We start from the raw sequence: 23,585 nt of genomic DNA, 5'->3' as shown, positions 1-23,585 counted from the left end.
AAGACCAACTTTTTTTACAAAAAATAAAAGAACAAGCCCGCCTGCCTGTCTTTTATTTTTCCCATTCCGAGAGAGCGATATTGGATGAAACCGGAATCAAGACGAGCCGAAACCGGACGCTTGGGAAAAAAAGCCCGCCTTTACGCCTCCTCCACCATCCGGATCGCTCCGAACTTGCAGAGCCCGACGCAGACTCCGCAGCCCAGGCAGCGATCGGCCAAGACCTTCAGCTGCTGTTCTTCCGCCACCACCGCGTCGCAATGGCCGGGCTTCAAACAGGCGCCGCAAGCCTTGCAGCGGCCCGGATCGATCTCCGCATGACCCCGGCCCAGCTCGATCCGGTCCGTGGCGGTCAGATACTTTAAGGAGAGGCCCACGATGGCTTCATAAGAAGCATATCCCTGCTCCTCGAGGAAACGCTCCATGCCGCGGCGGATCGCCGCCACCGCTTCGAATCCCCGCCACATGGTGGCGGTGCAGATGCCGACCGACATCGCGCCCCACATCATCATCTGAATGGCATGCTCCCACGTATCGATCCCGCCGGAAGAGGTCAGCGGCACTTTGACTCTTTCGGCTACCTGCGCGGTGATCTTGAAAGTGTTGTAGCGGATGGCCGAGCCGGTGATGGCGCCAAAGGACGAGCGGCCCATCAGGGGATACAACGGCCGGCCGCCCTGATAAATATCCACCGGGGGCGCAGCCAGAGACGGACCGCCCACTAGCGACAGGCCCGCGGCTCCGGCCCGGACGCAGGCCTCGGCCACGCTGCCGATATCCAAGGCCGTCGGAGTCAGTTTGGGAATCACGGGAATGCTGCAATTCTCCTTGGCGATCTTGACGATGGCCGCCGCCAATTTCGGGTTCTGGCCGGTTAACGCGCCCCCTTCGGCCTCCTCGTCGGCCAGGCCCAGCTCCTTCTGGCCCAGGCCGAAGTTGGGACAGCACATATTGATCTCCAACGCGTCGGCGCCCGCCTCCTCAAACTGCCGCGCCAGGCGGCCGTAAGCCTCGAGATCCGGTTCCTGGCTCGAAAAATTGACCAGCACCGCCAGGGAGGTCCGCTTTTTGGCCTGGCGGATCAGTTCCAAGCCTTCGGCCAGATCGAGCCGCTTATCGGAAGGAAAGACCATCACCCGTTCCGGGCTGGAATAACAGCGTAATTTCCCCTGGTAGGTCTGGCGGGTCATCACATGCTTGATGCTGACTCCGGCGGCGCCGTTCCGCTCCGCCGCCTCCAAGTGTTCGATCTTGGCGGTGGTCGGTCCGGAAGCGATGATGATCGGGTTTTTTAATTTCAGTCCGGCAAAATCCATCGGATTGGCCTCCCTTTTGTAATTAATGCCTGGGTCGTCTGGCGGCGCACCCGTCAGCCGGACTCCGGCCACGTTAAACTGAGCCGTTTCTGTTGGTCCGCGGCGTCCCGGGCGGTTAACACCGTCCTCAGCGTCGCGAAGAGTTCCGTCGCCTGAATCATCGGCGCGCCGGGAGTGGCGATCCCGCGACATTGACACAGGAAATCGGCATATAAGTCATGGTCCGGCCGAACCAGCGGCACTTGAACGGGAGGTTGATCGTGGGTGCAAAGCACCACCTTGCCGTCGCGATCGGTAATATCGCCGCCGGTATGGACTTCCACGGTTCCCCGGGTGCCGGTTACAAAATAACGGCAATCCCCATGGGAAGGGAAAGCCTCGGGAGCCAGCCATTCCGTTTTGATGAAACCGGCGCTGCCGTCCGCCGCGGTAAAGAAGATCTGCCCGTTGTCCTCAAACTCCGGATATTCGGGGCAGCTGAAATTGGAGTGCGCCGCCATGATCGCCACCGGCAGCCGGCCGGTGAGCCAGTGGTATACATCCAGATCGTGGACTGTCAGATCGACCAGAATCCCGCCATAGCTCCGGCGGCGGAACATCCACTCCGGCCGGGTCCCTTTTTTCAATTTATGCGGCCGAAACGCCGTGAAATTGACCACCGGGCCGATGGTCCCCGTCGCAATCAAGCGTTTCAGCGTCAACACCGGCGGATTATAGCGCTCGCTAAAGAGCGCCGCCAGGACCGGCGCGGGATTCAGGGAACGGGTTTCGTAAAACGCCTCTTCCAGCTCGGCCAGTTGGTCGAAGCTGATGGCCGGCGGTTTATCCGCCAGGACGTGAATTCCCCGGCGCAGGCAGGCGGCAATAGTCGCGGTCCGTTCGGTAAAAGCATCAAAACAAGCGACCGCCTCCGGCTGGGCTTGCTCCAGCAAATCGCCCAGGGAATCGTAGATGGGAAGCCGGTACTCCTCAGCCAACAATCGCCGATAATTGGGATGGGCATGGCAAACCCCCACCCATTCGATATCCGGAAAGCTTCGCATGGTTTGGAGCAGGTCAAGAAGATGAAAATGCTGGGCTCCGGCGATGGCAAAACGCATCATGTTCCTCCGTTTCGTAACGGCGGCTCGCGCCGTCATCATGATAGACACCGTCGATTTGAGAATAAAAACCCAAATCATTAAAAACTTGGCGCAAATAATCTTTTTTACCAGATAATTAACATTTGTTAGCGCACAATTTCATTTTGTCGAATAAAAAATTCAAACTAAGTATCCACTTCGCTCCGCTCACCCTCCCACTTTACCCGGTTTGAGCCGCACTTCCCCGACTTATCCACAGCCAAAACCATGAACCCCGTTAAACGGAACCGTTTATCCACAAAAATAGATGACTTATTCACAAAAAGAGCTTGCTGAACGACTGAGCAAGCTCTCCCATTCACAAAACAAGCTTGCTTATCCACAAAAAGAGCTTGCCGAGCGACTGAGCGAGCTCTCTTATTCACAAAACCAGCTTGCTGATTCACAAAACAAGCTCACTCATCCACAAAAAGAGCTCGCTGAACGACTGAGCAAGCTCTCTTATCCACAAAACGAGCTCGCCCGACGACTGAATGAGCTCTTTCAGTCACCCAAAGCGATCCGTGATCCACAAAACGTTCTCTTTCAGCTCCTCAACCCGGTCACGTGTCCGCCAAACAACGCTACTAAACGCCATGACTTATCCTTCAATCCCTTCGTAATTGTTTTTGACAACGACGGCACCGGATCTCCGAAAGCAATCCCCTTCAAAACGCGGTAAAATGATCAAATTACCCGTTTACCTTCACTTTATTGTATCATAAATTGCTCGTTGAACACTATAAAAAAATAACCAGTTGTTATTTTCCTTTAGATTTGCCGCTGCGAAAACTACGAAAATGGTTCAGTTCATTCGGACAATAAGAGGTCTCCTGCTGCCAAATAAGAAGAGACCCTGTTTAATTTGGGTCTCTTCTTAGAAGCGTTGTGATAAACCCTGTCCGAAGGCCAGGGTGAACACAAAAGCTCAGAAAAGCAAGTGATAAAGTCGTTTTTTAATCCATTGAAAGGATGATTTCCGAATTTGAGGACTTTATCACATGGCTTTTAGGAGAAACCGGATTGAAAATTATCTGAAGTACACTACGTTTCACCCGGAACTCCGGAAAATGGTCAAAAAGTTTCGCTATCTCTTTGGGATTTCCTATTTCTTTTGAGTCAGGCTCAAGTCTCCCCTAAAGTCTCAAAAGCCATCCCTGACACGAGGGGACCCGTTGCTATTTTCTTCGCCTGCCATACTTAAATTATGGTAAACAGATTGACTCATTTTACGATTTTGCAAAAGTGTGCCAGCATATTTTAAGGTTGCAACCAAGCAAAAAAGACAGCCTAATAATTCATTTCCTTCCTCTACCGCATTTTTAACTACCCGGTACGATGGTCCCACCAAATGTTGCCAAATTATTTTCATGCCAATTATTCTGGAAGTAACTACCATTAGCATCAAACCACACATCATGATATAGTAAGCTTCATTCTTGCAGAAGTGATTGAGCCCATATAAAGCATTTTCTTTATGTTTTATCGCGAGAAAAAGGCAAACGAGAATAATCGCCAGTACCAAATAAAACCATGAAAAAGGAGTATTATCGGTTAGAAAGTCCAATTCCCGAATGAGTAGACAAGTGAAAAATCCGGCTATGATGATCATGCCATATTTTATTTGCGGGTATCGAAACGAAAGATAGAGAAATAAGCCGGCAATGATACACAAAATCGCTTCTTGAGAAAATTCTGTTGCCGAAATTTCTGTAACAGAATTTTTTAATAAAATGATGTCAATGAAAAAACCCGCAAATAAAATAATGAGAAACACAGAAATCATCACAAATTCGGTAATTCTTTTTTTAAAAGTGCAATCAATGTCCATCGTTCCATCACCTTTATTATCATGAAAAACATTCCTGTATAATCCTAAGATATTGCTATGATATGCGATATATGATACGGAATAAGCTTTTGGATTCGTTTACCATCCGATCACGGCATCACTCGTTATGGTGGGAAGTTTCCGGATTATCTTCGCTGTTTCAAGATCAATCCAAATGACCTTTTTCCCGTTGGCAATGACCAGTACATCCCCGGCGGAACTGTGGTAAAAATGCGGAACGATCTTCTTGTCCAAGCCGATCCATTTAATGCGCAGATTCAGATCCACCTTTTGAGTCTCAACGTTAATAAACTTCCACTGGTCGGGGCCGATGGCGATAAGGTATTTTTGGTTGGAAGTATAGAGTAAGTTACAAGCGGCGCCAAGGTCACAGCCAATCCGTTTGATCACTTCTTTTTTTTCAGTGTCAACCGCCGTGATATCGAGAGAAAAATTGTTATAAATATAGGCCAGTTTCTTTTGCGGAATTGTGAGGATGTCACCGGTCCGGAATATAATATCCGGCGCGTCCAGCAGCACGAAAACATCCCCCTCGACGATGGACGCAGTATAACCCAAGGCCTTCCAAGCGACCATATAACTTCGTCCTAACGGCAATGTCTTGATAATCTGCCTATTATTCAGATCCAATACGGTCAGAATCCCCCGATTCGTCGGATGATAGATTAAACCATAAGCGGAATCGGCGGGGATTACCAATTGATCGATCTTCCAATTGAATTGAAATTTACAAACTAAATGCTCATCGCCGATATGAAAGACCGCCACCTCTTTATTTCCGATAACATATAGCTCGGACCGTTCCGCGGCAATTTCAACTTGCTTCGGGATGAAATCAACCCGGTAGGTGGCGGCGTTTCCGCTCTCATCCAAACAAACGACCCTGCCTTGGTTCTTTTCGGCAACAAGAGCATAAACAGTTCGATTTTTGGCAACATAATCCACGCTCAGTTCATCCAATTGAACCTGTTTGCGAAGTTGCATGGTATTCAAATCGATAAAATAAGCGGCGGCCGGAATGGGAGTGGCCGTTTTGACCAACGTTTTGGGAGCTAAATTCTTTAAATTGGAGTTATAGCCATAACTGGTCGCCAGCAAAACCCGTCCGTCTTGAGAAAAATAATTGGCGGCTGGGTTTTTGGCGATGGCGATGGTTTGCCGGATTATTAAAGAGTCCGCTTCGAAAAAGCATAGATTGGCGGAGAGCGGGTCCGTCCCCGCCGTGGTCACTATCAGACGCTCCTCCCCCGGAGTGAGGGTAATGCTGACCCCGGGCGAATCCAGGGGAATTTGCTGGGATTCCAGATTCATCAGATTAATCCGCAGCAGCTCCGAGGGACCACCCTGCGCAACGGATTGGCTAAGCGCCCAAAAGTAAGAATGTTGCCGATTGATGGCAAACGCGGTCAAAACCGCCGCCCGTTCGAATTCTTTTTGATACGCCGTGTAATCCGGCTTGAGTAATGAAAGGGACCAATGGCCTTTGTCCTTGCAAAGGAATAGCTTCTCCCCGCGTTGATTGGTGATGACTTGTTGCGGACCCTTATCCAAAGTCAACGAAGCCAACACTCGCCCATCCGAGTCGATGACTTGAGCTTTCTGGTTATTGCCGAGCAAGAAGAAGCGCTCCGGGGCGTCCGCCCAACTATGGCCCTGAAATGTCAAGAACAGGAAAAGCGCCGCTAATAAAATACCACTGATGCGTCGTTTCAAAATGTAACCTCCATTATTTAGAAATTTTCTTTTTTTGTTCTAAAAGCGTTGTGATAAACCCTGTCCGAAGGCCAGGGTGAACACAAAAGCTCAGAAAAGCAAGTGATAAAGTCGTTTTTTAGTCCATTGAAAGGATGATTTCCGAATTTGAGGACTTTATCACATGGCTTCACGCGACAACTGCTTCTGACTGATTATCAAGGTTTTTTCGTAATTTTGATTTGTCCCGGATACTGGCGGGGCATCTCTAATAAGTCAGCGTCGGATCCCCCGGTTAAATAGATTTCAAAAAAGTTCAAAACCGCTTTGCGGGTCAGCTGCACCGCCAATTCCGGTTCGATTTTGCCAAAATACAACGCCCGGACCAGCAGCGGACGTTTAGGATAGTAACGCTTGATAATTACTCCCAAATCGGAGAAGTCCAAATGTCTGGCTTTGTGAATTCGGACCATGTAGCCCCGATGGGTATTCCGCCAGAGCTTTTTAACGGTGTAATCACACGTTGCTGTCAGGTCATTATTGATGATGCCTAACGGTTTGGCGATCGGCCGATCATAATCCTTGCCATGCATCGATCCGTCAATGTCGATGGCTGCCTTTATTTCCGGATCATCGATACAGGCTTGGACCGCGGCCGCGCCGCCGTAGGAATGCCCGAAACAGCCGATCCGGCTGAGATCCAACCTGTCCAAGAAAGGTCGCGTGCGGTCCTGATTCAGCACCGCCATTTGAGCGACAACGAACTGGATGTCCGTAACCACCGTCCTAAACTGATCGTCCAGGAATTGGTCTTCATTTTTAGGTTGAGCCTGGGGATAAAAATGCTGGTCCGGGAAGACGGTGATCCCCGATAGATAAGGATGGTTGATTGCCGCGATGAAGTACCCGTGCGAAGCCAAATCCTCGAACAAACTCTGATAAAATAGGTAGGTCGCGCCATAGCCCGGCGAAAACACCAATACCGGAAATCCCGGCCCATCCTGCGCCGGGAGCGCGTCCCGCACCGCGTGAGTTTTGATCAGGAACTGGAAATCCGGACTCAAGCGGGGGGCTTCTTTAGGAATCAACTCGGCCGAACTTACAGCGGCAAATCTGGCGGAGAGTTCGTCCAAATACTCGCTGGGTTCCCCGGCGGTCGCCGGAGTGATAGGGTACCACAATTGCACCATCAACTCCCGATGGCGGAAGCCGGCATTTTCTCCAATCGTTTCGGTCCGGGACTGATCCACTAACGGCAAGCTGGTGACGCCGACCCCATAGGCGCCGGTTGGCGCCGGCAACGCGATAGGAGTCATGCTGGATGGCGTGGCAGCGGATTGACAGCCACTGAGGAATAAAACCAATAAAAAGAACCCACTTTTTTCGCAAAACTCATACCTCCGGCAGAAATCGCTATTTTTAAACACTCATGCGATGGTTCGGAAAGAAAAAACTTCGGTGGAGCGGATGGCCGATGATCAGCCCAGTGCTTTCCGTAGCTCTGCCACTACGGTCTCCTGAATCGTGCGGGTAATCGTCGGGCCGATAGGCAGCGATAACACTTCTGCGGCGGACTCTTCCGCCACCGGCAACTCGGCGGCGTTCCGAGCATACAACGGCTGTCGGTGGAGGGGGACCGGGTAATAGATCATGGTGCCGATCCCCTGCTGCTCCAAGTGGCGTTGGACTTGATCCCGCTTGCCATGCAATATCCGGATCGTATATTGGTGATAAACATGCTTGACGGCGGGGTCTTCATGGGGGATGATCAACCCCGATATATCGGCTAACAATTCGTTATAGACATAAGCGGCCTTTCTCCGGCCTTCATTCCAGGCTTCGATGCGCGGCAGTTTTACCCGGAGTATTGCCGCCTGCAGTTCATCGAGGCGGGAGTTGTAGCCAAGCATCTCATTGTAATAGCTTCGTTGCGAACCGTGATTCCTGAGCATTCGCGCCAGCGCCGCGATTTCGTCGCCGTTGGTCGTAATCAATCCGCCATCTCCGTAAGCCCCCAAATTTTTGGACGGATAGAAAGAGAAACAACCCACATCCCCGATGGCGCCGAGTTTTTTACCGTAGTACTCTCCGCCAAAAGCTTGGGCCGCATCTTCGATAACCTTCAACTTGTATTGCTTGGCCAATGCCAAAATGTCGTCCATCTCCGCCCCCTGGCCGAATAGATGGACCGGTATGATCGCCTTGGTCTTCGGCGTAATCGCTTGCTCGATCCGCCGGACGTCGATGTTATAAGTTTCCCTGCGGATATCCACGAACACCGGTGTCGCTCCGATCTGACTGATCGCTTCGGCGGTGGCGTAAAAAGTAAAAGGGCTGGTGATCACTTCATCTCCGGTTGTAATGCCGGCTGCCCGCAACCCGATGAGCAAAGCATCAGTTCCGGAATTGACGGCGATCGAATGTTTAACTCCCAGGTATTCCGCACTCCCCGCTTCAAACGCCGCTCCATTCGGTCCCATAATGAACCGGGTCGAACGCAACACTCCCTGAATGGCTTGGTTTAAATCCTCCCATAACTCATCCACCTCAGGCTTGAGATTTAAAATGGGTATGTTCATCGACAATGACTCCTCCAAACATAATCAATTCCCTCAACGCTGGATACCCCGTTTGTTATTCAAGATAAACCGGATGAAATGATCGATCTCCAAACTGCTCTGCAGTTTGAATTCCATTTCCTCAATGGCCTTATGCAGCGCCAGTTTCGAATGGTACAGGATCTGATAGGCCAATTGAATCTGGGTGAATACTTCCGGTGGGATTCCGTTTTTGCGGAGACCCACCTCATTGAGACCGGCCACTTTCGCCGGATTCCCCTCGACCAGAATAAACGGGGGCACGTCTTTGGTAACCTTGGTCATCAGGCCGATAGTAACAATGCTGCCGATTTTGCAAAACTGATGAATGCCGCTCATCCAGCCGACTACCACATGATCTTCCAGCATAACATGTCCGCCGAGCGCGGAACCGTTTTCCAGCAGATTGCCGTTGCCCACATGGCAATCATGGGCCACATGCGAATATAGCATCAATACATTGTTATTACCCAGCCGCGTTTCTCCGCCGCCTTGTTCCGTGCCTCGGTTTACCGTTGTATATTCGCGGAAAATATTGTTATCTCCGATGAATAGAAAAGTCTTTTGATTTTTAAATTTTAGATCTTGCGGCTCGTAACCGATCGAAGCGCCGTGAAAAAAACGGTTCCCTTGGCCGATCGTTGTCCAACCGTCAATGGATACATGCGGACCGACCATGCAATGATCGCCGATCGTCACATTCTCTCCGATGACGGCATATGGGCCGATAGTCACGTTCCATCCGATTTTGGCATTGGGATGAACCACCGCCGTGGGGTGAATGCGATGAATATCTCTCGTCCTGAAATTGTTCTTCGTCTTCATCCTTTCTCTCCCTACACTATCGATAGTACATATTCAGATTCACCGCGCAGCTTTTGACTTACTTCCTCCAGCACCTTGATGACCGCTGCCCCGCTTCTTCCGTCCGAGAGCGGCTGTTTTCGGTCGCGGACACATTGCAAAAAATGCTCCATCTCCCGGATCAGCGGCGCCCCCTCCCCTTGAAAGACCCGTTCCGTTCCTTCGTCCCAGGCGGACAGATCTTTTTTATGAATGCCGTTTCGGTGCAAGGTAACGGTTTGAGCCATTTCATCATAGACGAGCATCCCTTTGGCGCCGGTGAGCGTCAGTTGTCTGCGCCGGACCGGCCAGATCCAGGAAGCATGCAAATGCGCCTGGATATTGCCGTCAAACATTAAATGAAGATAGATATCATCCTCAATCCCCGAGCGCAGTCGCTGCTGACCGCTAACCCGCCCCACCACCGGATGGGTTCCGGTAAGGTAGAGCATCACCGCCAGATCATGGACACCCAAATCCCAGAGCACACTCTCCGTTTCCCTGGCGCGCCCCAGGCTCAGACGCTCCTGATGCAAGCTGCTCAACTCCCCCAAAAGGCCGGAGTCCAGGTACGCTTTGAGCCACTGCACAGCGGGCTGATAAAGCAATAGGTGCCCTATCATCAAAATTTGGTTTTCTTTTTCGGCGAAAGCCGCCAACTCATCGGCTTCAGCCATTCGAAGAGTCATTGGTTTTTCAATAAAAACATCTTTCCCGGCCCAGAGCGCTTCCCGGGCAATCCGGTAATGAGTCGGGGCTGGCGTGGCAATCAGCACCGCCTGAATATCGGAATCCAGCAATTTACCGAGTTCGGAACATACATTCAGATCCGGATAGACTTTTTTCAGATTGGTACGGCCTGCTTCAGACTGGTCGGCAACTGCCGCCAAAACACCCAATGGGTACAGAGTCTTTATCAGATTCGTGCCCCAATTTCCCGCGCCGATCACCGCAACTTTGGTCCTCATTCAGCTCTCCTCTTTCATACACTGGAATTGATCTCAGCTTATCCATGAATGACTACGAAAGGAATTTCAATTTGGTTCGAAAAAACTCAAAAAATATCAATAAAAAAAGAGTGGCCAAGCCACTCTTTCCATCGGACGAACCTCGTCACGGTAACCATTCCTCGGGTCGGAAGGTGAATATCGACACCTTTAAGCCATGTTTTAAGTCCCGGTTTCCGGGCCGGTCATTCCTGGCAATATTTTGTAAATACCGGCGAATAAGGTCCGTTTTGCTCCGCGGCCATTCCGAACCGGCCAATACCGCCCGGACCGTTCCCGCGAAATCCGCCGGCGTGATACTCCCTTGCCGGAGATACGCCTCATAAAGCCGGCGCGTAACCTGCTTCAGGACGGTTGCGCCGGGGTCCGCGGTGCGCATCTCATCCAGTGTCAGGAAGACATCCCGAACCACCGGACCACCGGCCAACCACGGCAAGACAAACTCTCCGCCGTCAGGTCCTTTGCCGGCCCGCAGGTTCGCTTTGGTCGAATCGTAAAACGCCCGGCCGCCATTTTCTGCGGCATGGAGCATGAATAAATAGAGCATCAAGCCCTCGCTGATATTGCCATTATGCCAAGAGCCGCCGGCGGTGATGTCCTCCTGGAGCCAACGTTGCAAAACAGCGATGCTGCGTTTATTTTCCTGCATTACGGCGGTGGCTGCCAAGCGCCACTTCCCGGTCTGAAAAATATCTTCGGAGAGCAACACGGTATCGGTGAGTGTCAGGTCTCGGCCCAGCTCCTCACTACTAGCCAAAAAAGCCAAAGCCGGCATTTCCAATAAGGTATAGTTCTTGCCGGACCCGGCGGCCGCCGGTTGCAGCAGATCCCGATAAAACCGGTACGGCTTGGCCAGCGAGTTCAAAACCGCCGTGATCCGGGCCCGGTGTTGCGGAAAAGCATAGATCTCCATAAAGCCCGAACCGTCCGGGATTGCCTTCTTTTGATAGCAATACGGTCCGGCCAGCAGGAATACATCCCGCCCCCGAAGCGAGCCAAAGCGATATCGTTTCTTATACGCGCCGGTCAGTGTCTCCACCCCGGTCCGTTCCAGATTGGATAGCACCATATTGTCAGTGTCCGAATCCACCGTCAAGCGAAAGGCAACGGCGGGATGAACGGCGCGGCCGGCCCAGATGGCCGTTCTGACCGTCGGGCGCCCCGGAATGGTGTAGGGTTGGCGGATATACAATGGCTGAACGCAGGGAACGGGATACCATGCCTGCCCGCTGCGTAACAATGAAAAGGAGGACGTCACGAAGTTCAGCGGTCCGCTGGGGCGCGCCCACACTCCGGTCCCCCATTCCCAGACCACTCCGGAGTAAACGATTACGAAAGTAAACCGGCCCCCCTGCCGATAGCGCTCCGGGAGCCGTACCGCCAGAACGGACCCGTCCCGCCGCCATTGCAGTCTTTCGCCTCCGTCGGCAAGCGCGACGGACTCCACCGCCAGGTAATTTCGCAAGGTAAAAAAGACCCGGTCCGCCGGTTTCTCAAGGCGGAGACTGAGTTCCGCTCTTCCTTCCAAGCGGTGTTCGGCGCTATGCAGTTTGATCCGAAGATCGCAAGATTCCCATAACGGAGCGGCATTCGTCTCCGGCTGGGCCATGACCCGCTGCAACCGGTCCGTTTCCCGCCCTCCCAGGCGAAATGCACTCTCTCTCCGTTCCAGCCCCTGCCAGACCGCGACGCCAGCTACTGAACCGATCAATACTGTCAGGAGAATCATTCCCGGCAAGCGTCTCGCCCGCGTCCACCGTTCGCCCCGTTTGGCCATCCGGCCAATTGTCCCAAGTAACCATAGTAACAGACCCAGAGCAACTTGGTAAATTATCAATGCGGGGAAAATATCCGGCTCCGGAAAAAACCCCAACGCCGTCGCCGGCGCCATCAGCCGCACCGCACGGCTACCCAAGACGTAAAGCTTGTTCCAGTAGGGAAAGGCCGCCGCGTTACTGTCAAATAATATTCCAAGGAGCCAACCGATTCCATGGATCAGATACAGCCGTCCGGGCCGCCGCGTATATGAACTGCTGAAAAATACGAAACCCACCGCGATCAGGCAGAGGATAAGATAATGGAAGGAGAGCGCCGCCAGATCCCGGGCATTGAGCAACCAGGCCGCCGGTTCCAGTCCCGGCATGAAACCGACGGTCAGCACCATCAAAGGCCATAACGCCAGCAACAGGCAGAGCGTAGCCAAGGCGCGCGCCAGAGATAATTGCGCCGTATGATATGGCAGAGACGCCAAAATCCCGGCAAAGCCCGTCCGCTGATCCCTGGTAACCGCGGCGATGACGATAAACTGCAGCAGCAGCAAAGTGAGCGCCGGAATGAATATCGCCGCCACCGCGAGGATTCCGAGCAACCAGAAAGTCTTGCTGCGCAAGGAAAGCCCGATTTCATGGCTGATCAGTTGTCCTAAGGAGTTCATGAACTCACCCCGCGCGACAGGATGGCCCGATACCCTTGCTCCAGCGGCTCCGGCCCATACGTTCCATCGCTTCCGGCGTCTTGCCCCGGAACCGGAAGGAAATCCGTCCCGAGCGGCCGGGCGGCCGCCGCAAGTTCGACGGGGGTGCCCCAAAAACAGTTTTTGCTCCGGGCCAAAATCAAAACCCGGTCGGCGAAAACGGCATCGGAGATCAGCGATGAAGCCCAAATAACGGGACGTTCTTGACCAATCTCCACCAACATCCCCCGAAGCTTATTCCGGGCTTCAGGGTCCAGTCCGGCGGTAGGCTCATCCAGGATTAAGGCCGGAGCCCCGCCTAATAATACCTGGGCAATCCCGACGGCTTGCCGCATGCCCCTGGAATAGGTTCCCACTTTACGGTCGGCCGCCGCCGCCAAGGTGGTCCGCTGCAAGACCTCCGTCACCCGCCGCTCCCGCTCCTTCTGCCCGACCATTCCTCTTAATAACGCAATATAACGAAGCGTTTCACGGGCGGTCCATTGGGGATAAAAGCCGAAAGCTTGCGGCAAATACCCCATCGCTTGGCGAAGATCGGACTGGGTTGCGGTTCTGCCATCCAGCGTTATTTGGCCCGCGTCCTGTAAAATTAAACCGCAAAGGACTTGCAGTAAGACTGACTTTCCGGCTCCGTTGGGACCGACGATCGCAGTGATGCCCGTCGTAAAGGCGCATGAGATCTGCTGTAGCGAGGGCCTACCGCCCGGAGCAGAGGTACAATCTCCATGACGCGCCCGCCAAGCGCCCCATCTCAAACCGTTCCGCTGCGCCATAGGTCCATGAACCGTAATATCTTCAAGCCGGATGATCATCCCGTATTTCCTCGCTCGTCGAATGATTGTAACGCAACCAAAAAATATAGGCTTCTTCCAAGCCCGGCTCCCCAACCTGTACCCCCGGAATATCAGGCGGCCGTTCACCAATGAAGTTGCAGCGGTATTGGCCGTCTTCCAGGATGATCGTGCCCGTTGAGTCATGATGCGGTAATTTGAGCCATTGGTCCTTGGAGACCGTTAGCGACCAGACCTGTCCCCGGGCTTCGTTGATGAAAGCCGTTGGCGCTCCTTCAAAGCATAGACGGCCGTTCCGCAGGAGCAGCAGCCTGGTTACGGCCAGCCCGGACAGGACATGGCTGCTGATAAGGATCACCCGCTCCTCAGATAATTGCGCCAGAAAGGCACTGACCGCCCGACTTTCTTCGGGGTCTAATCCGTTGAACGGCTCATCCAGGATTAAAACCGCCGGATCGTTGAGCAATGCTTGCGCCAGGCCCAAGCGCTGCCGCAAACCCATCGACCAAAGAGCGATTCGCCGCCGGCATTCCTGTCGGATTCCGAAACGGATAGCAACGAAATCACTCCGTTCCCTCGCCAATCGCGGCGGGAGCCCCTTCAACCCAGCCATGTATTGCAGGAATTCCCAGCCGGTCATCTCCTCGTAGAGGCCGAAAGTCTGCGGCAGGTAGCCGAGAGTCCGCTTATAGCCGCCATTGGCGTAGATGTCCCCGTTCCGCCAGGCGATTTGGCCGCAATCCGGCCGTAGCACCGTGGCGATCATCCGTAACAAGGTCGATTTTCCCGCGCCATTGGGTCCGGCCAGGAGATGCAGGCCGTTCTCCAGGCGGAAGGATACGGGCCCCAAGGAAAAACCGGCGGCGCCAAACTGTTTCGTTATTCCCGTCAACTCCAGCATCATAGACTTCCCTTCGGGTCATTCGCCCGGCTCATCGTTCCAAGTCATCGTGGAATTCCAACGCCGATACGTAAAAAACAGCAGCAATGTTCCCAAGGCCATGCTGAGAAGATCCGCAGAGAGCGGCGTCATTCCCGCATAAAACAGCGCCATCAGGGGACCTCCCTTATGCAGGGCAAAGGCAAATTGCAAGCCCCAAACGGTCGCGGCAACGAGACAGCCGCCGCCGATCCCCAGCCATAAAGAAGCCGTCAGCGCGATGCCCATCATCAGTAACAGCGGCGCCAGCCAACCCACGATGACCAATCCCAGAAGGCGGCCCTGTCCATAACTGACCATCGGGGTGGCGACCAAACAGAGTACGATATCATACCCCAGGACCACCAGTAACCGGGCGGCGGCAAGCTGCGCCGCCGAATAGGGGCAAGCCGCCTCAAGCTCGCTGACGCCATTGAATTTCGCCCGGAACTCATAGAACACTGTCAGAAGGCCCAGGATAGGCGCAGCATTGGCCAGATACTTCATCATATTGCCATGCGCCACATGAGTAAGCGCTAGTCCGGCGAGGAGCAGCAGCATCGAGAATGCAATGAAACCCTTGCTCAACAGCATGGCCTGCGGCCGCGCCAACTGCAGCAGCAACGGCAGTTTCCAACCCCGGGCCGGCATGATGGTTCCGGTCGCGGGTTGCTCGGCCCTAGGCGACTCCGCCTCCACCAACAGGGGCTTCAGGGAAGCGATCAGTGCCTCCGTCGCTTGCTCGGAGGGGGGAGCTACCGGGCAACGTTCAAGATAAGCCATGGTTTGAAGCAGTTCCGACCGGTCCGCTTCCGCCCCGATCTCGGCCAAAATCCGCTCCTGTTCATCGATGGACTGAATTGACATGGATACTCTCCCCCTCCGCAAGCAATTGTTTCAACTGGCGCAAGGCACCCGATAGCCTCGATTTGACGGTGCCGACCGGTATTTGGACCGCCAGGGCGATCTCCTCCAGTTTTAGGTCCTGATAATAACGGAGAATCAACACTTCGCGGTAAATTTCGCCCAGTCGCTGCAGCGCTTCCAGAACCATCCGCCGTTCCGCCGCTTCCAAAAAAGCGGTCTCCGGAGTTTCCGTAATCGCCGCGACCTCTCCGGTTTCCGCGCCCAAAACATCTTTTTTCACGTAAGCCTTTCGCAAATAATCCTTGTAAGTGTTGGAAGCGATCGTATAGAGCCAAGGGCGAAAAGGCAAACCGGCCCGATAATGGCGGATGTTGCGGCAAAGCTTGATAAAAACCTCCTGCGTAATATCGCTTGCCGCATGATACTCGCCGCCCATTCGCACCACATAGGCGTGAATCGGACCGTGGTACCGCCGGACCAGCGTCTCCAGCGCGGCCTCGTCGCCCTGCTGGAGTTGTAATGCCAACTCTTCGTCCAATCCCAAACCAATCACCTAACTGTTAAAGATACGAACCAAGCTCCCTAAAAGTTCGCTCCGAGCAAAAATCCCTCGTCCAAAATTTTTCCCGTTCCGATGCACTAAACGTAATAGCCTTTGAACCCAAACAATTTTCGTGAAGAAATTTTTCTCATTATATCATAAAAGTTCCAAAAAATTCTCTCTTTTCTTCTTCAGGCGCTATGAACCACGGGCAAGTTACTGATTCCGCGGCCGAAGAATACGGCCCGGTTATTGCGCATACTCGCGCGGCGACCAAGCAAGCTCTCCCAGTTATCGTGCATGCTCGCTCCCCAACTGTGTCAGCTCTCACGGTTACGGTGCCCGCTCCCCCGGCAACTGGGAGAGTTCGCACAGTTACTGTGCATGCTGGCTCAGTCGCTGCGCCAGCTCTCACGGTAACAGCGTATGCTTTCCCGGCAGCCAAGCCACCTCTCCGAGCTGCCATGCATGCTCCCGCAGGTTCTGGTGCTCTTTATCCAGTCCTCTGACAGGCCCATTCAACGGCCGCCCCGGCCCGCTCGTGCATCAAATGCTGGAAATAACGTAAAGTTTGCCCGGCACCGGACTCCGCCGAGGAACCATCTCCCCGGAACCACGCATACGATATTGGGAAAAAGTCCCGTCAAATCCGCCGGAGGCGATCGAATGACCACGAAGGTTGGGAAATCAGAACCGCATTTTCTGCTGCCTTTGGCTTTCCTGCTCGTCCTGGCGCTCGCGTTTTCCGGTTGCGGCGTGAAGCTCATCGCCGAGTATGACGCGATCATCGACCGCTATGTGACGGACCTGCAGGCCGGCATCGAGACGTTCCTGGTCAAGATGGAGCGGACCGCGGGAACGCCGGATGGTCAGTACCGCAATAATGCCGGCTTCTATGACCAGATCAAAGGAAGTTTGAATAGCATCCTGAGCCGCGCCAACTCCCTGCCCCAAAACGAGCTGGTCGTGGCGGAGATCAATCTATTGCGGCAAAATGTCGAGAATTTGCGGCAGATCCATGAAAATCAAGGGGAAAAGGGCCTGACGCCGCCCCTCATCGAGCCGATTCGCGCCGCTTTTGAGGCGCAACTGACCGCCATCATCAAACTGCAGCATGCTTTGAAACGGAGCGCCCAACGATAAAGGCAAGGAGTCAACACCATGGCCGATTTGAACATCGATGAACTGGTGCGGCAGATGAGCGATGCCGCGAGGAAAGCATTAGGGAACCAGCTGCCGGAGACATTCCGTTATGCTGAGGACGAATTCAAAAAACTGGGTGAGGTCCTGCGGCGGATCCAAGCCGGGAAACAGGCGGGAGCGATCGATGCGGCCGATGCCGCGTTGTTAGTGGAGATGCAGAAGAACGCCATTCAAACGGTGCTGCTGACGGTGGTCGGGAGCGGTACCGTCCTGGCCGAACAGGTGCTCAACGCCGCATTGGGAGTGGTGCGGGACGTCGTCAATTCGGCCCTCGGCTGGCCGCTTTTGTAAGCAGGCGGCTTGGAACCTTCCGGCCGGACGGGATGGAGGTTGGTTTTACCAGCCATGACCCGGACCGGGAAGCAAGTCAAAGAGAGCCGTTTCGCGGGAGACGGCTCTCTTTGCGATGCCACGTTGTGATTACAGGGTAACGCCCGATTTGAAGATCGCCATGTCGCGGTAGCCATTCCGTTCATTCTGAGTCAACTGCTCTTTGCCGGCGACCGCCAGCAGATATTGAAAGAATTCGCCGCTCAGCTGTTCCATGGTCGACCCCTCCAGCAGCTTGCCGGCGTTGAAATCGATCCAGTGCGGTTTCTCCTGGGCCAGCCGCCCGTTGGTGGAGACCTTGATGGTGGGAACGATCGCTCCCATGGGATTGCCCCGTCCGGTGGTAAAAAGGATGATCTGGGCTCCGGCCGCGGCCAACGCGGTGCAGGAGACAATGTCGTTCCCCGGTCCCTCCAGCAGGTTTAGCCCCTTGACTCGGGAGCGTTCGCCATAGCGGAGCACGTCCGTGACAATGCTGGTGCCGCCCTTTTGGGTGCAGCCCAGCGACTTATCCTCCAGCGTGGTGATGCCGCCGTCTTTGTTGCCGGGAGACGGGTTCTCGTAGACTTCCTGGCCGTTCCGGATGAAGTAGTCTTTAAAATCATTGATCAACGCCACCACTTTTTCGAAGGTAGCCTGATCCTTCGCCCGGTTCATCAGGATGGTCTCGGCCCCGAACATCTCCGGAACTTCACTGAGAATGGCGGTTCCGCCGTACGCGATCAGGCGGTCCGCTGCCGCGCCCACCAGCGGATTGGCGGTGATCCCCGAAAAGCCGTCGGAGCCGCCGCATTTCAGACCGATCGTCAGTTCCGAGACCGGGACCGGCTCCGGCTGAAAACTCCCGGCGAAATCGATCAGCTCGCCCAGCAGTTGCAGGCCGACCGCCAACTCGTCGGCCACTTCCTGCAGAACCAGAAATTTGACCCGGTTCGGATCGACCGGACCGAGAATCTTTTGAAAATCGGCCATTTGATTGTTCTCGCAACCCAGCCCCACCACCAGCACGCCGCCGGCATTGGGGTGGCCGACCAGTCCGGCCAGAAGCTTCTGGGTGTTATGCAGGTCCTCGCCCAATTGCGAACAGCCGTAAGGGTGAGAGAAAGCGTACACACCGTCGATCCGGCCGGCCGCGATCTGCGGCTGGTATTGCTGGCGCGCCAGTTCCGCCAGGCGCTCGCTCTGCTTATTAATGCAGCCGACCGTGTTGATGATCCAGATCTCATTGCGGATCCCCACCCGGCCGTCGCCGCGCCGGTATCCTTGAAAAGCCGGAACTTGGCCGGTTAGGACCGGCGGCTCATGAAACGAGGGTTCGTAACGGTACTCCAGTTTGTCATGGAGCGCGGTTGCCACGTTGTGGCTGTGAACCCATTCGCCCCGGCGAATCGGCCGGGTCGCGTGACCGATGGTAAAACCGTATTTGCGGACCGGATCCCCGGCCGCGATGTCCCGCAACGCCAGCTTGTGCCCGACCGGCACCTCTTCCAGGACCGTGACGGACAGCCCGTTGACTGCGATGACCTCTCCAGTCGCCAGCGGCGCCAGCGCCACGCTGACGTTATCGGTGGGATGAATCTGTAAAACCTGATGAATGATAATCACTCGCTTCCAGTAAGATCATGCCGGTTCGCCCGGAGCCATTGGAACCAGGGGCCTGAGTGGCCAGCCATTTCGCAGGCCGGACGCTCCCGGTCAGTGTAAAAAACCCAGTTTGCCCAAGTGCTTTCCGATGTGGTTCTCCAACTTCAGATAATAAAGATTTTCATTTTCATTCAGGCAGCGGTAAATGCGATCCCTGAACCGGTAGTTGCCGTTTTCGTCCTTGGCTTGCAGGATCAGCCCGTAGGTGATGTGAATCACCTGCCGCGCATCGTTCTGCTCCATCAATCCCGCCAGCTGGGCATCGGACAATCCGTCTAGATCGGGAATCCGGCCCGGATCCGCTGAAATATGGTAATATTTGCGGGCCTCGCCCAATTGAGTCAGGGCGAAACGGTGGATCTCCCGGTACAGTCCGGGGTCGGTCTCGATAATGACCCGGATCGCTTCCAGCCAGTTGGTCCCGGCGGTCTTGACATGGACGACGCCTCCGGTCTCCCGGCCAATGATCGGAAAGACGCTGAACTTATCGCTGCCCGAATGGATGCTGAGCTTATAGCCGAAATGGGCGGCGATGGCCTGGTGCTCCCGGAATTCCTCAGCAAACTGCGCCGTATCCCCCAGATAGTCAATGCCTTTTTGAAACTCGCCGCAGAACCGCGGCGCCACGCTGTTTGCCTTCACAGCGGCCTCCGCCAGCTGCAGCGCCACAAAATAGTGGGACGCCGGATCAGTTGGAGTTTGGGTCTCATCGATCGAAACCTCGAAATCGACCCGTCCCGCCAAGGGCTGGAGCAGCTCCCTGTAGATCCCGATGGCGAAATCGATTGCCTGCTGATAGACCGCGGCGTTGAACTTTAATGTTGCTGGGGTATAGGAGAGAGTCAAGCCGTCCCCCACTTTAAAACGGGCGCCCAAAAAGCGCGCTTCCAGCGCCTGGCGTTGGTTGGAATCCAAGGCTTGATAGAGCGTTTCAACTTTCGTTTCATCGGCGGCCGTTAAATTGTGGATATGCTCCGAGCAGTCCAGGGTGATCATGGTGAAGCCATGGTCCAGCGCCATCCGGACCTCGGCCGCGCTCTTAAGATGATCGCCATCCGCGCCAAAGCCGCCCTGATAACCCTCTTGAAAGACCGCCCAAACGGCGTCGGCCAAGACCTGGCCGTAATCCCGGCCCGTCAGGTTCAACTCCCGGATGGACTGCTGCGCCAAGATGGGCCGGACGTCTAAGTTTTTGATCAAGCGAATATGCCCGGCCGAAGCCAGGCCCAAACGATCGCCCAAACCGATGGTGCGATGGAAGCCGGAAAGAGCTGTCGGATTGGTGAAGGGGAAATACTTGCGCAGGACCCGGCTATTGCCGACCGATAACGGGCATTCTTTTACGGGAACCCCCTCGACCGGGCGCTCTGCCCCGTCCATCTCGCGGAAGAGCGGCGAACGGTCGCCGGCAATGAATAATTTTTTGCCAGTATCCAAACGGGCGATAAATAGGATCGAGCCATCATGATGTTGGATGGATTCGGGATAGACCCCCGTCCTTCCCGGATTTTGGTGAACCGCTGTTCTCAGTTCCTCGGTCGTTTTTTGCTCTTTGATCAACTGCAAAAACAACTTCAATCCTTCCATTTTTTGACCCTCCCTTTTGTATGTTCCACCTCTTCCTAGCCTCTCCCTGGTTTCACACCGGCGAACGACTTACGAACACTTTTCCAGACTGGACACAATTCCGGAGTTCAGAATATCCTGCAGATAAAAGGCTACTTCCGAGGCTAACGTCGGTAATTCTTGCGCTTCCTGCGGCCAGAACCGGGTGAGAATGCCGGCGACTGCCTGTTCCAAGCTGAGCTCCGCTTTTTCATATTTCTGCCAAACGTCGCGGAAGAATTCCAGCTTGGGCAGATCGTCCTGGACGAAATACTCCTTGCCGTTCCTGTGGCCAACCAGTTTGTTGTCCCGGATCTCCGTCCCGTAATACAGCGCGAATAATGCGGCTAATGAGAACGTCATCCGTTTGGGGAGCACCCGCTGCTTCTCAAAGTATTTCTTGAGCGACGGCATGACCCGGGCCTCAAATTTGGAGGTAGAGTTCAGCGAGATATCCGACCATTTGTGATCGATGAACGGGTTGTCGAACCGCTCCAGAACCGCAGCGGCGAACTGTTGCAACTCGCTCTTCTCGAGATCGAGAGTGGGGATAATTTCTTCAAAAACAGCCTGTTTGAGGAATTGGCCGACCTTTTGATCGTGAACGGCATCCCGCACCAGATCGATCCCGGCCAAATAGGCTACGGCCACGGTCGAAGTATGCGCGCCGTTTAGGATGCGAACCTTGCGGGTACGGTACGGAGTCATATCCTTCACCCATTTGACATTCAATCCGGCCTTGGTGAACGGCAACCGCTCTCCGAGCGCGGCGTCTCCTTCAATCACCCATAAGTGAAAAATCTCGCCGGTATCCATGTTTTGATCGGTATAACCCAGCTCCTCCTGGAGCTGCGCCATTTCTTTGGCGGGATAGCCGGTCACAATCCGGTCAACCAGCGTATTCAGAAAATGATTGGCCTTGGTCAGCCATTCCTGGAATTGGAGCGGCAGGTTCCATTCCGCGGCCAGTTGCAACACGACCCGCTTCAGATTGTCGCCGTTCCGGTCGATCAATTCACAAGGCAGGATGACCATTCCCTTGGTGGCGTCGCCCTGGAAATGTTGGTAGCGGTGGTAAAGATAGGCGGTGAGTTTGCCGGGGAAAGAGACCGGCGGTTGATCGCTCGAACGGTCAGCCGGGTTGTAGGCGATGCCGGCTTCGGTGGTATTGGAGACTACATATTCAATGGCCGGATTTTCGGCGCATTTCAGCACTTCTTGCCACTGGGTGTACGGGTCCAGACCTCGGCTGATCGAGGTGATAATCTCCCGCTGGTCCACGACCTGACCGTCCTGGGTGCCGCGCAGAATCAGCGTGTACAATCCGTCTTGCTGGTTGAGCTCCGCGACCCGGCCGCTGGGGATCGGCTGCGCCACGACGACCCGGCCCTGAAAGAGGGATTGCTTATTCAGCTGATGAACCATCCAGTCCACAAAGCCCCGCAGGAAATTGCCTTCGCCGAATTGGATGATCTTCTCCGGATAATCCAAGATTTCGGCGGTAAACGGCGCCAGCTCCTTTCCCAGTAAATTCTTCTCCAGAAAATCCCGATTTAATTGCTGCTTTGGTGTTGACATTGCTCGTATACTCCTTCGTGTTTGCAAATTAATGAATTACTCCCCCACCTTCCGCCAGGCGCGGCTCTGATGGCTGGCCAGAACCGCATCGATCACCCGCATGGTCTGGTGGGCATCGGCAAACGTGGCGTACTGTGGTGGAGCACCTTCCAAAATGGTGGAATAAAAACTATGAATTAAATTCTTCTGAGCCTCGGGCCAGCGCTCATAACCGCTTCCTAAAATACTGACGGTTTTTCCTCGCTCATTCAGCAAATTAGGCCGGGAAGTCATGGTCTGGTTCGGCTGGTTCCGATGGCCGATCCACAGGCTGTGAGGAGTTTCCTGGTTCCAATAAACAGAGGCTTTGCTGCCGTTGATCTCCAGAGAGAACTCGCTCTTGCGGCCGGCGCTGACTTGGGATACGGTGACGCAACCCCGGACCCCATTCTCAAAATGGAGCATCATGGTTCCGAAATCTTCGGTATGTACCGCTACTTCTTCCACCGCCCCCGCGGCATCGGTTTTTTTCCGGATCGGAATCACTGTCGCCAGATCGGCATTGACCTCACTGATTTTGCTGCCCAGTAAATATTGGGCCATGTCAAACCAGTGCGATCCGATATCCCCGACCGCCCGGGAGGGGCCGGACATTTCGGGATCGACCCGCCAGTCGTAGTCGGTATCGTAAAGCAGCCAATCCTGAAGATACGCCCCGTGGATCGCGTAAATGGTCCCGAGTTCGCCCGCATCAATCATTCCTTTGATATGTTGAATGATGGGAAAATGGCGGTTGATAAAATTGACGCCGTTCGCCACTTGGCGCTCGGCCGCTAACCTCGTCAGCTCGGCCGATTCTTTGGAAAAGAGCGTCAGCGGCTTCTCGGAAAGAATATGTTTACCGGCGGCAATGGTCTCCAGGTTGATTGGGTAATGCAAATGATTCGGGGTGCAATTATGAATCACTTGAATTTCGGGATCGTTCAATAATTCCCGGTAGTCGGTATAGAACTTGGGAATGCCGGTCTTTTCACAGATCGCCCGGGCGCGCCCGGCATCCCGCATCATGATGGCGCCGACCCTGGCGTAACCCAGACGGTTGATGGCTTCGATCTGGGAAGTGCCGATGTAACCGATCCCGATAATTCCGGCTGTAATCCTGGCCATGATCTTCCTCCTCAATGAATGAACATGATCGCCTTGCAAAAGAAACGCTCCGTTCCGTTA

The 23,585-nt window shown here is 54.3% G+C and carries 20 protein-coding genes; 3 read left to right on the top strand and 17 right to left on the bottom strand.

Annotation, left to right across the window (positions count from 1 at the left end; all coding sequences use genetic code 11):
• Window positions 1–140: 140 nt before the first annotated feature.
• On the bottom strand, window positions 141–1,316 hold the full coding sequence (locus EDC14_RS08595) for a 4Fe-4S binding protein (protein ID WP_165907895.1): 1,176 nt from the start codon (window positions 1,314–1,316) through the stop codon (window positions 141–143).
• A 53-nt stretch (window positions 1,317–1,369) separates the two neighbouring features.
• Complete coding sequence (locus EDC14_RS08590) at window positions 1,370–2,416, bottom strand: Gfo/Idh/MocA family protein (RefSeq protein WP_207930727.1); 1,047 nt, start codon at window positions 2,414–2,416, stop codon at window positions 1,370–1,372.
• 289 nt (window positions 2,417–2,705) lie between these two features.
• On the opposite strand from EDC14_RS08590, the gene EDC14_RS08585 reads away from it, so the two are divergent.
• Window positions 2,706–3,119, top strand: a complete 414-nt coding sequence (locus tag EDC14_RS08585; RefSeq protein WP_132013876.1) for a hypothetical protein — start codon at window positions 2,706–2,708, stop codon at window positions 3,117–3,119.
• A gap of 462 nt (window positions 3,120–3,581) precedes the next feature.
• Here EDC14_RS08585 and EDC14_RS08580 read toward each other — a convergent pair whose 3' ends face one another.
• The 11 genes from EDC14_RS08580 to EDC14_RS08530 form a co-directional block, all read right to left on the bottom strand.
• Window positions 3,582–4,268 (bottom strand): hypothetical protein, encoded by a 687-nt coding sequence (locus EDC14_RS08580; RefSeq protein WP_132013875.1) that lies wholly within the window; start codon window positions 4,266–4,268, stop codon window positions 3,582–3,584.
• A gap of 99 nt (window positions 4,269–4,367) precedes the next feature.
• Entirely contained in the window at window positions 4,368–6,002 is a 1,635-nt protein-coding gene (locus EDC14_RS08575; protein ID WP_132013874.1) for a YncE family protein, read from the bottom strand.
• 197 nt (window positions 6,003–6,199) lie between these two features.
• The gene (locus EDC14_RS08570; RefSeq protein WP_132013873.1) at window positions 6,200–7,345 is read right to left on the bottom strand and encodes an alpha/beta hydrolase family protein; all 1,146 of its coding nucleotides are present in this window, start codon (window positions 7,343–7,345) and stop codon (window positions 6,200–6,202) included.
• Window positions 7,346–7,459: 114 nt separating this feature from the next.
• Window positions 7,460–8,560, bottom strand: coding sequence for a DegT/DnrJ/EryC1/StrS family aminotransferase (locus EDC14_RS08565; protein WP_207930726.1), 1,101 nt, complete (start codon window positions 8,558–8,560; stop codon window positions 7,460–7,462).
• Window positions 8,561–8,593: 33 nt separating this feature from the next.
• Complete coding sequence (gene lpxA / locus EDC14_RS08560; RefSeq protein ID WP_132013871.1) at window positions 8,594–9,403, bottom strand: acyl-ACP--UDP-N-acetylglucosamine O-acyltransferase; 810 nt, start codon at window positions 9,401–9,403, stop codon at window positions 8,594–8,596.
• A gap of 11 nt (window positions 9,404–9,414) precedes the next feature.
• Window positions 9,415–10,389: a Gfo/Idh/MocA family protein gene (locus EDC14_RS08555; protein ID WP_132013870.1), complete on the bottom strand. Its 975-nt coding sequence runs from the start codon at window positions 10,387–10,389 to the stop codon at window positions 9,415–9,417.
• Window positions 10,390–10,534: 145 nt separating this feature from the next.
• Window positions 10,535–12,862 (bottom strand): M1 aminopeptidase family protein, encoded by a 2,328-nt coding sequence (locus EDC14_RS08550; RefSeq protein ID WP_132013869.1) that lies wholly within the window; start codon window positions 12,860–12,862, stop codon window positions 10,535–10,537.
• Window positions 12,859–13,713 (bottom strand): ATP-binding cassette domain-containing protein, encoded by an 855-nt coding sequence (locus EDC14_RS08545; RefSeq protein ID WP_165907893.1) that lies wholly within the window; start codon window positions 13,711–13,713, stop codon window positions 12,859–12,861. The genes EDC14_RS08550 and EDC14_RS08545 overlap by 4 nt, the downstream gene beginning before the upstream one ends.
• Entirely contained in the window at window positions 13,697–14,593 is an 897-nt protein-coding gene (locus EDC14_RS08540) for an ATP-binding cassette domain-containing protein (RefSeq protein ID WP_207930725.1), read from the bottom strand. Before EDC14_RS08540 ends, EDC14_RS08545 begins: the two co-directional genes overlap by 17 nt.
• Window positions 14,594–14,611: 18 nt before the next feature.
• Window positions 14,612–15,478, bottom strand: a complete 867-nt coding sequence (locus EDC14_RS08535) for a hypothetical protein (protein ID WP_132013866.1) — start codon at window positions 15,476–15,478, stop codon at window positions 14,612–14,614.
• Window positions 15,456–16,022: an RNA polymerase sigma factor gene (locus tag EDC14_RS08530; RefSeq protein WP_243662860.1), complete on the bottom strand. Its 567-nt coding sequence runs from the start codon at window positions 16,020–16,022 to the stop codon at window positions 15,456–15,458. The genes EDC14_RS08535 and EDC14_RS08530 overlap by 23 nt, the downstream gene beginning before the upstream one ends.
• A gap of 663 nt (window positions 16,023–16,685) precedes the next feature.
• Here EDC14_RS08530 and EDC14_RS08525 point away from each other — a divergent pair.
• Window positions 16,686–17,162, top strand: coding sequence for a hypothetical protein (locus EDC14_RS08525; RefSeq protein ID WP_132013864.1), 477 nt, complete (start codon window positions 16,686–16,688; stop codon window positions 17,160–17,162).
• Between the two features lie 18 nt (window positions 17,163–17,180).
• Window positions 17,181–17,513: a hypothetical protein gene (locus EDC14_RS08520; RefSeq protein WP_132013863.1), complete on the top strand. Its 333-nt coding sequence runs from the start codon at window positions 17,181–17,183 to the stop codon at window positions 17,511–17,513.
• A gap of 129 nt (window positions 17,514–17,642) precedes the next feature.
• On the opposite strand, the gene EDC14_RS08515 is transcribed toward EDC14_RS08520, so the two are convergent.
• From EDC14_RS08515 to EDC14_RS08500, 4 genes are all read right to left on the bottom strand, one after another.
• On the bottom strand, window positions 17,643–19,148 hold the full coding sequence (locus EDC14_RS08515) for a UxaA family hydrolase (protein WP_132013960.1): 1,506 nt from the start codon (window positions 19,146–19,148) through the stop codon (window positions 17,643–17,645).
• Between the two features lie 99 nt (window positions 19,149–19,247).
• Window positions 19,248–20,783: a tagaturonate epimerase family protein gene (locus tag EDC14_RS08510; RefSeq protein WP_132013862.1), complete on the bottom strand. Its 1,536-nt coding sequence runs from the start codon at window positions 20,781–20,783 to the stop codon at window positions 19,248–19,250.
• Window positions 20,784–20,852: 69 nt separating this feature from the next.
• Complete coding sequence (locus EDC14_RS08505; RefSeq protein WP_132013861.1) at window positions 20,853–22,379, bottom strand: tagaturonate reductase; 1,527 nt, start codon at window positions 22,377–22,379, stop codon at window positions 20,853–20,855.
• 36 nt (window positions 22,380–22,415) lie between these two features.
• Entirely contained in the window at window positions 22,416–23,525 is a 1,110-nt protein-coding gene (locus EDC14_RS08500; protein WP_132013860.1) for a Gfo/Idh/MocA family protein, read from the bottom strand.
• Window positions 23,526–23,585 lie beyond the last annotated feature (60 nt).

This window comes from Hydrogenispora ethanolica, assembly GCF_004340685.1.
Lineage (GTDB): Bacteria > Bacillota > UBA4882 > UBA8346 > UBA8346 > Hydrogenispora > Hydrogenispora ethanolica.
The sequence above is the reverse complement of the archived record's forward strand: the minus strand, read 5'-3'. Positions and strand labels throughout refer to the sequence as shown.

Excerpts from the sequence above, each read along its gene's own strand:
- EDC14_RS08595 (WP_165907895.1), bottom strand. The coding sequence starts at position 1,316 with ATGGATTTTGCCGGACTGAAATTAAAAAACCCGATCATCATCGCTTCC.
- EDC14_RS08590 (WP_207930727.1), bottom strand. The coding sequence starts at position 2,416 with ATGCGTTTTGCCATCGCCGGAGCCCAGCATTTTCATCTTCTTGACCTG.
- EDC14_RS08585 (WP_132013876.1), top strand. The coding sequence starts at position 2,706 with ATGACTTATTCACAAAAAGAGCTTGCTGAACGACTGAGCAAGCTCTCC.
- EDC14_RS08580 (WP_132013875.1), bottom strand. The coding sequence starts at position 4,268 with ATGGACATTGATTGCACTTTTAAAAAAAGAATTACCGAATTTGTGATG.
- EDC14_RS08565 (WP_207930726.1), bottom strand. The coding sequence starts at position 8,560 with ATGAACATACCCATTTTAAATCTCAAGCCTGAGGTGGATGAGTTATGG.
- lpxA (WP_132013871.1), bottom strand. The coding sequence starts at position 9,403 with ATGAAGACGAAGAACAATTTCAGGACGAGAGATATTCATCGCATTCAC.
- EDC14_RS08555 (WP_132013870.1), bottom strand. The coding sequence starts at position 10,389 with ATGAGGACCAAAGTTGCGGTGATCGGCGCGGGAAATTGGGGCACGAAT.
- EDC14_RS08550 (WP_132013869.1), bottom strand. The coding sequence starts at position 12,862 with ATGAACTCCTTAGGACAACTGATCAGCCATGAAATCGGGCTTTCCTTG.
- EDC14_RS08545 (WP_165907893.1), bottom strand. The coding sequence starts at position 13,713 with ATGATCATCCGGCTTGAAGATATTACGGTTCATGGACCTATGGCGCAG.
- EDC14_RS08540 (WP_207930725.1), bottom strand. The coding sequence starts at position 14,593 with ATGCTGGAGTTGACGGGAATAACGAAACAGTTTGGCGCCGCCGGTTTT.
- EDC14_RS08535 (WP_132013866.1), bottom strand. The coding sequence starts at position 15,478 with ATGTCAATTCAGTCCATCGATGAACAGGAGCGGATTTTGGCCGAGATC.
- EDC14_RS08525 (WP_132013864.1), top strand. The coding sequence starts at position 16,686 with ATGACCACGAAGGTTGGGAAATCAGAACCGCATTTTCTGCTGCCTTTG.
- EDC14_RS08520 (WP_132013863.1), top strand. The coding sequence starts at position 17,181 with ATGGCCGATTTGAACATCGATGAACTGGTGCGGCAGATGAGCGATGCC.
- EDC14_RS08510 (WP_132013862.1), bottom strand. The coding sequence starts at position 20,783 with ATGGAAGGATTGAAGTTGTTTTTGCAGTTGATCAAAGAGCAAAAAACG.
- EDC14_RS08505 (WP_132013861.1), bottom strand. The coding sequence starts at position 22,379 with ATGTCAACACCAAAGCAGCAATTAAATCGGGATTTTCTGGAGAAGAAT.
- EDC14_RS08500 (WP_132013860.1), bottom strand. The coding sequence starts at position 23,525 with ATGGCCAGGATTACAGCCGGAATTATCGGGATCGGTTACATCGGCACT.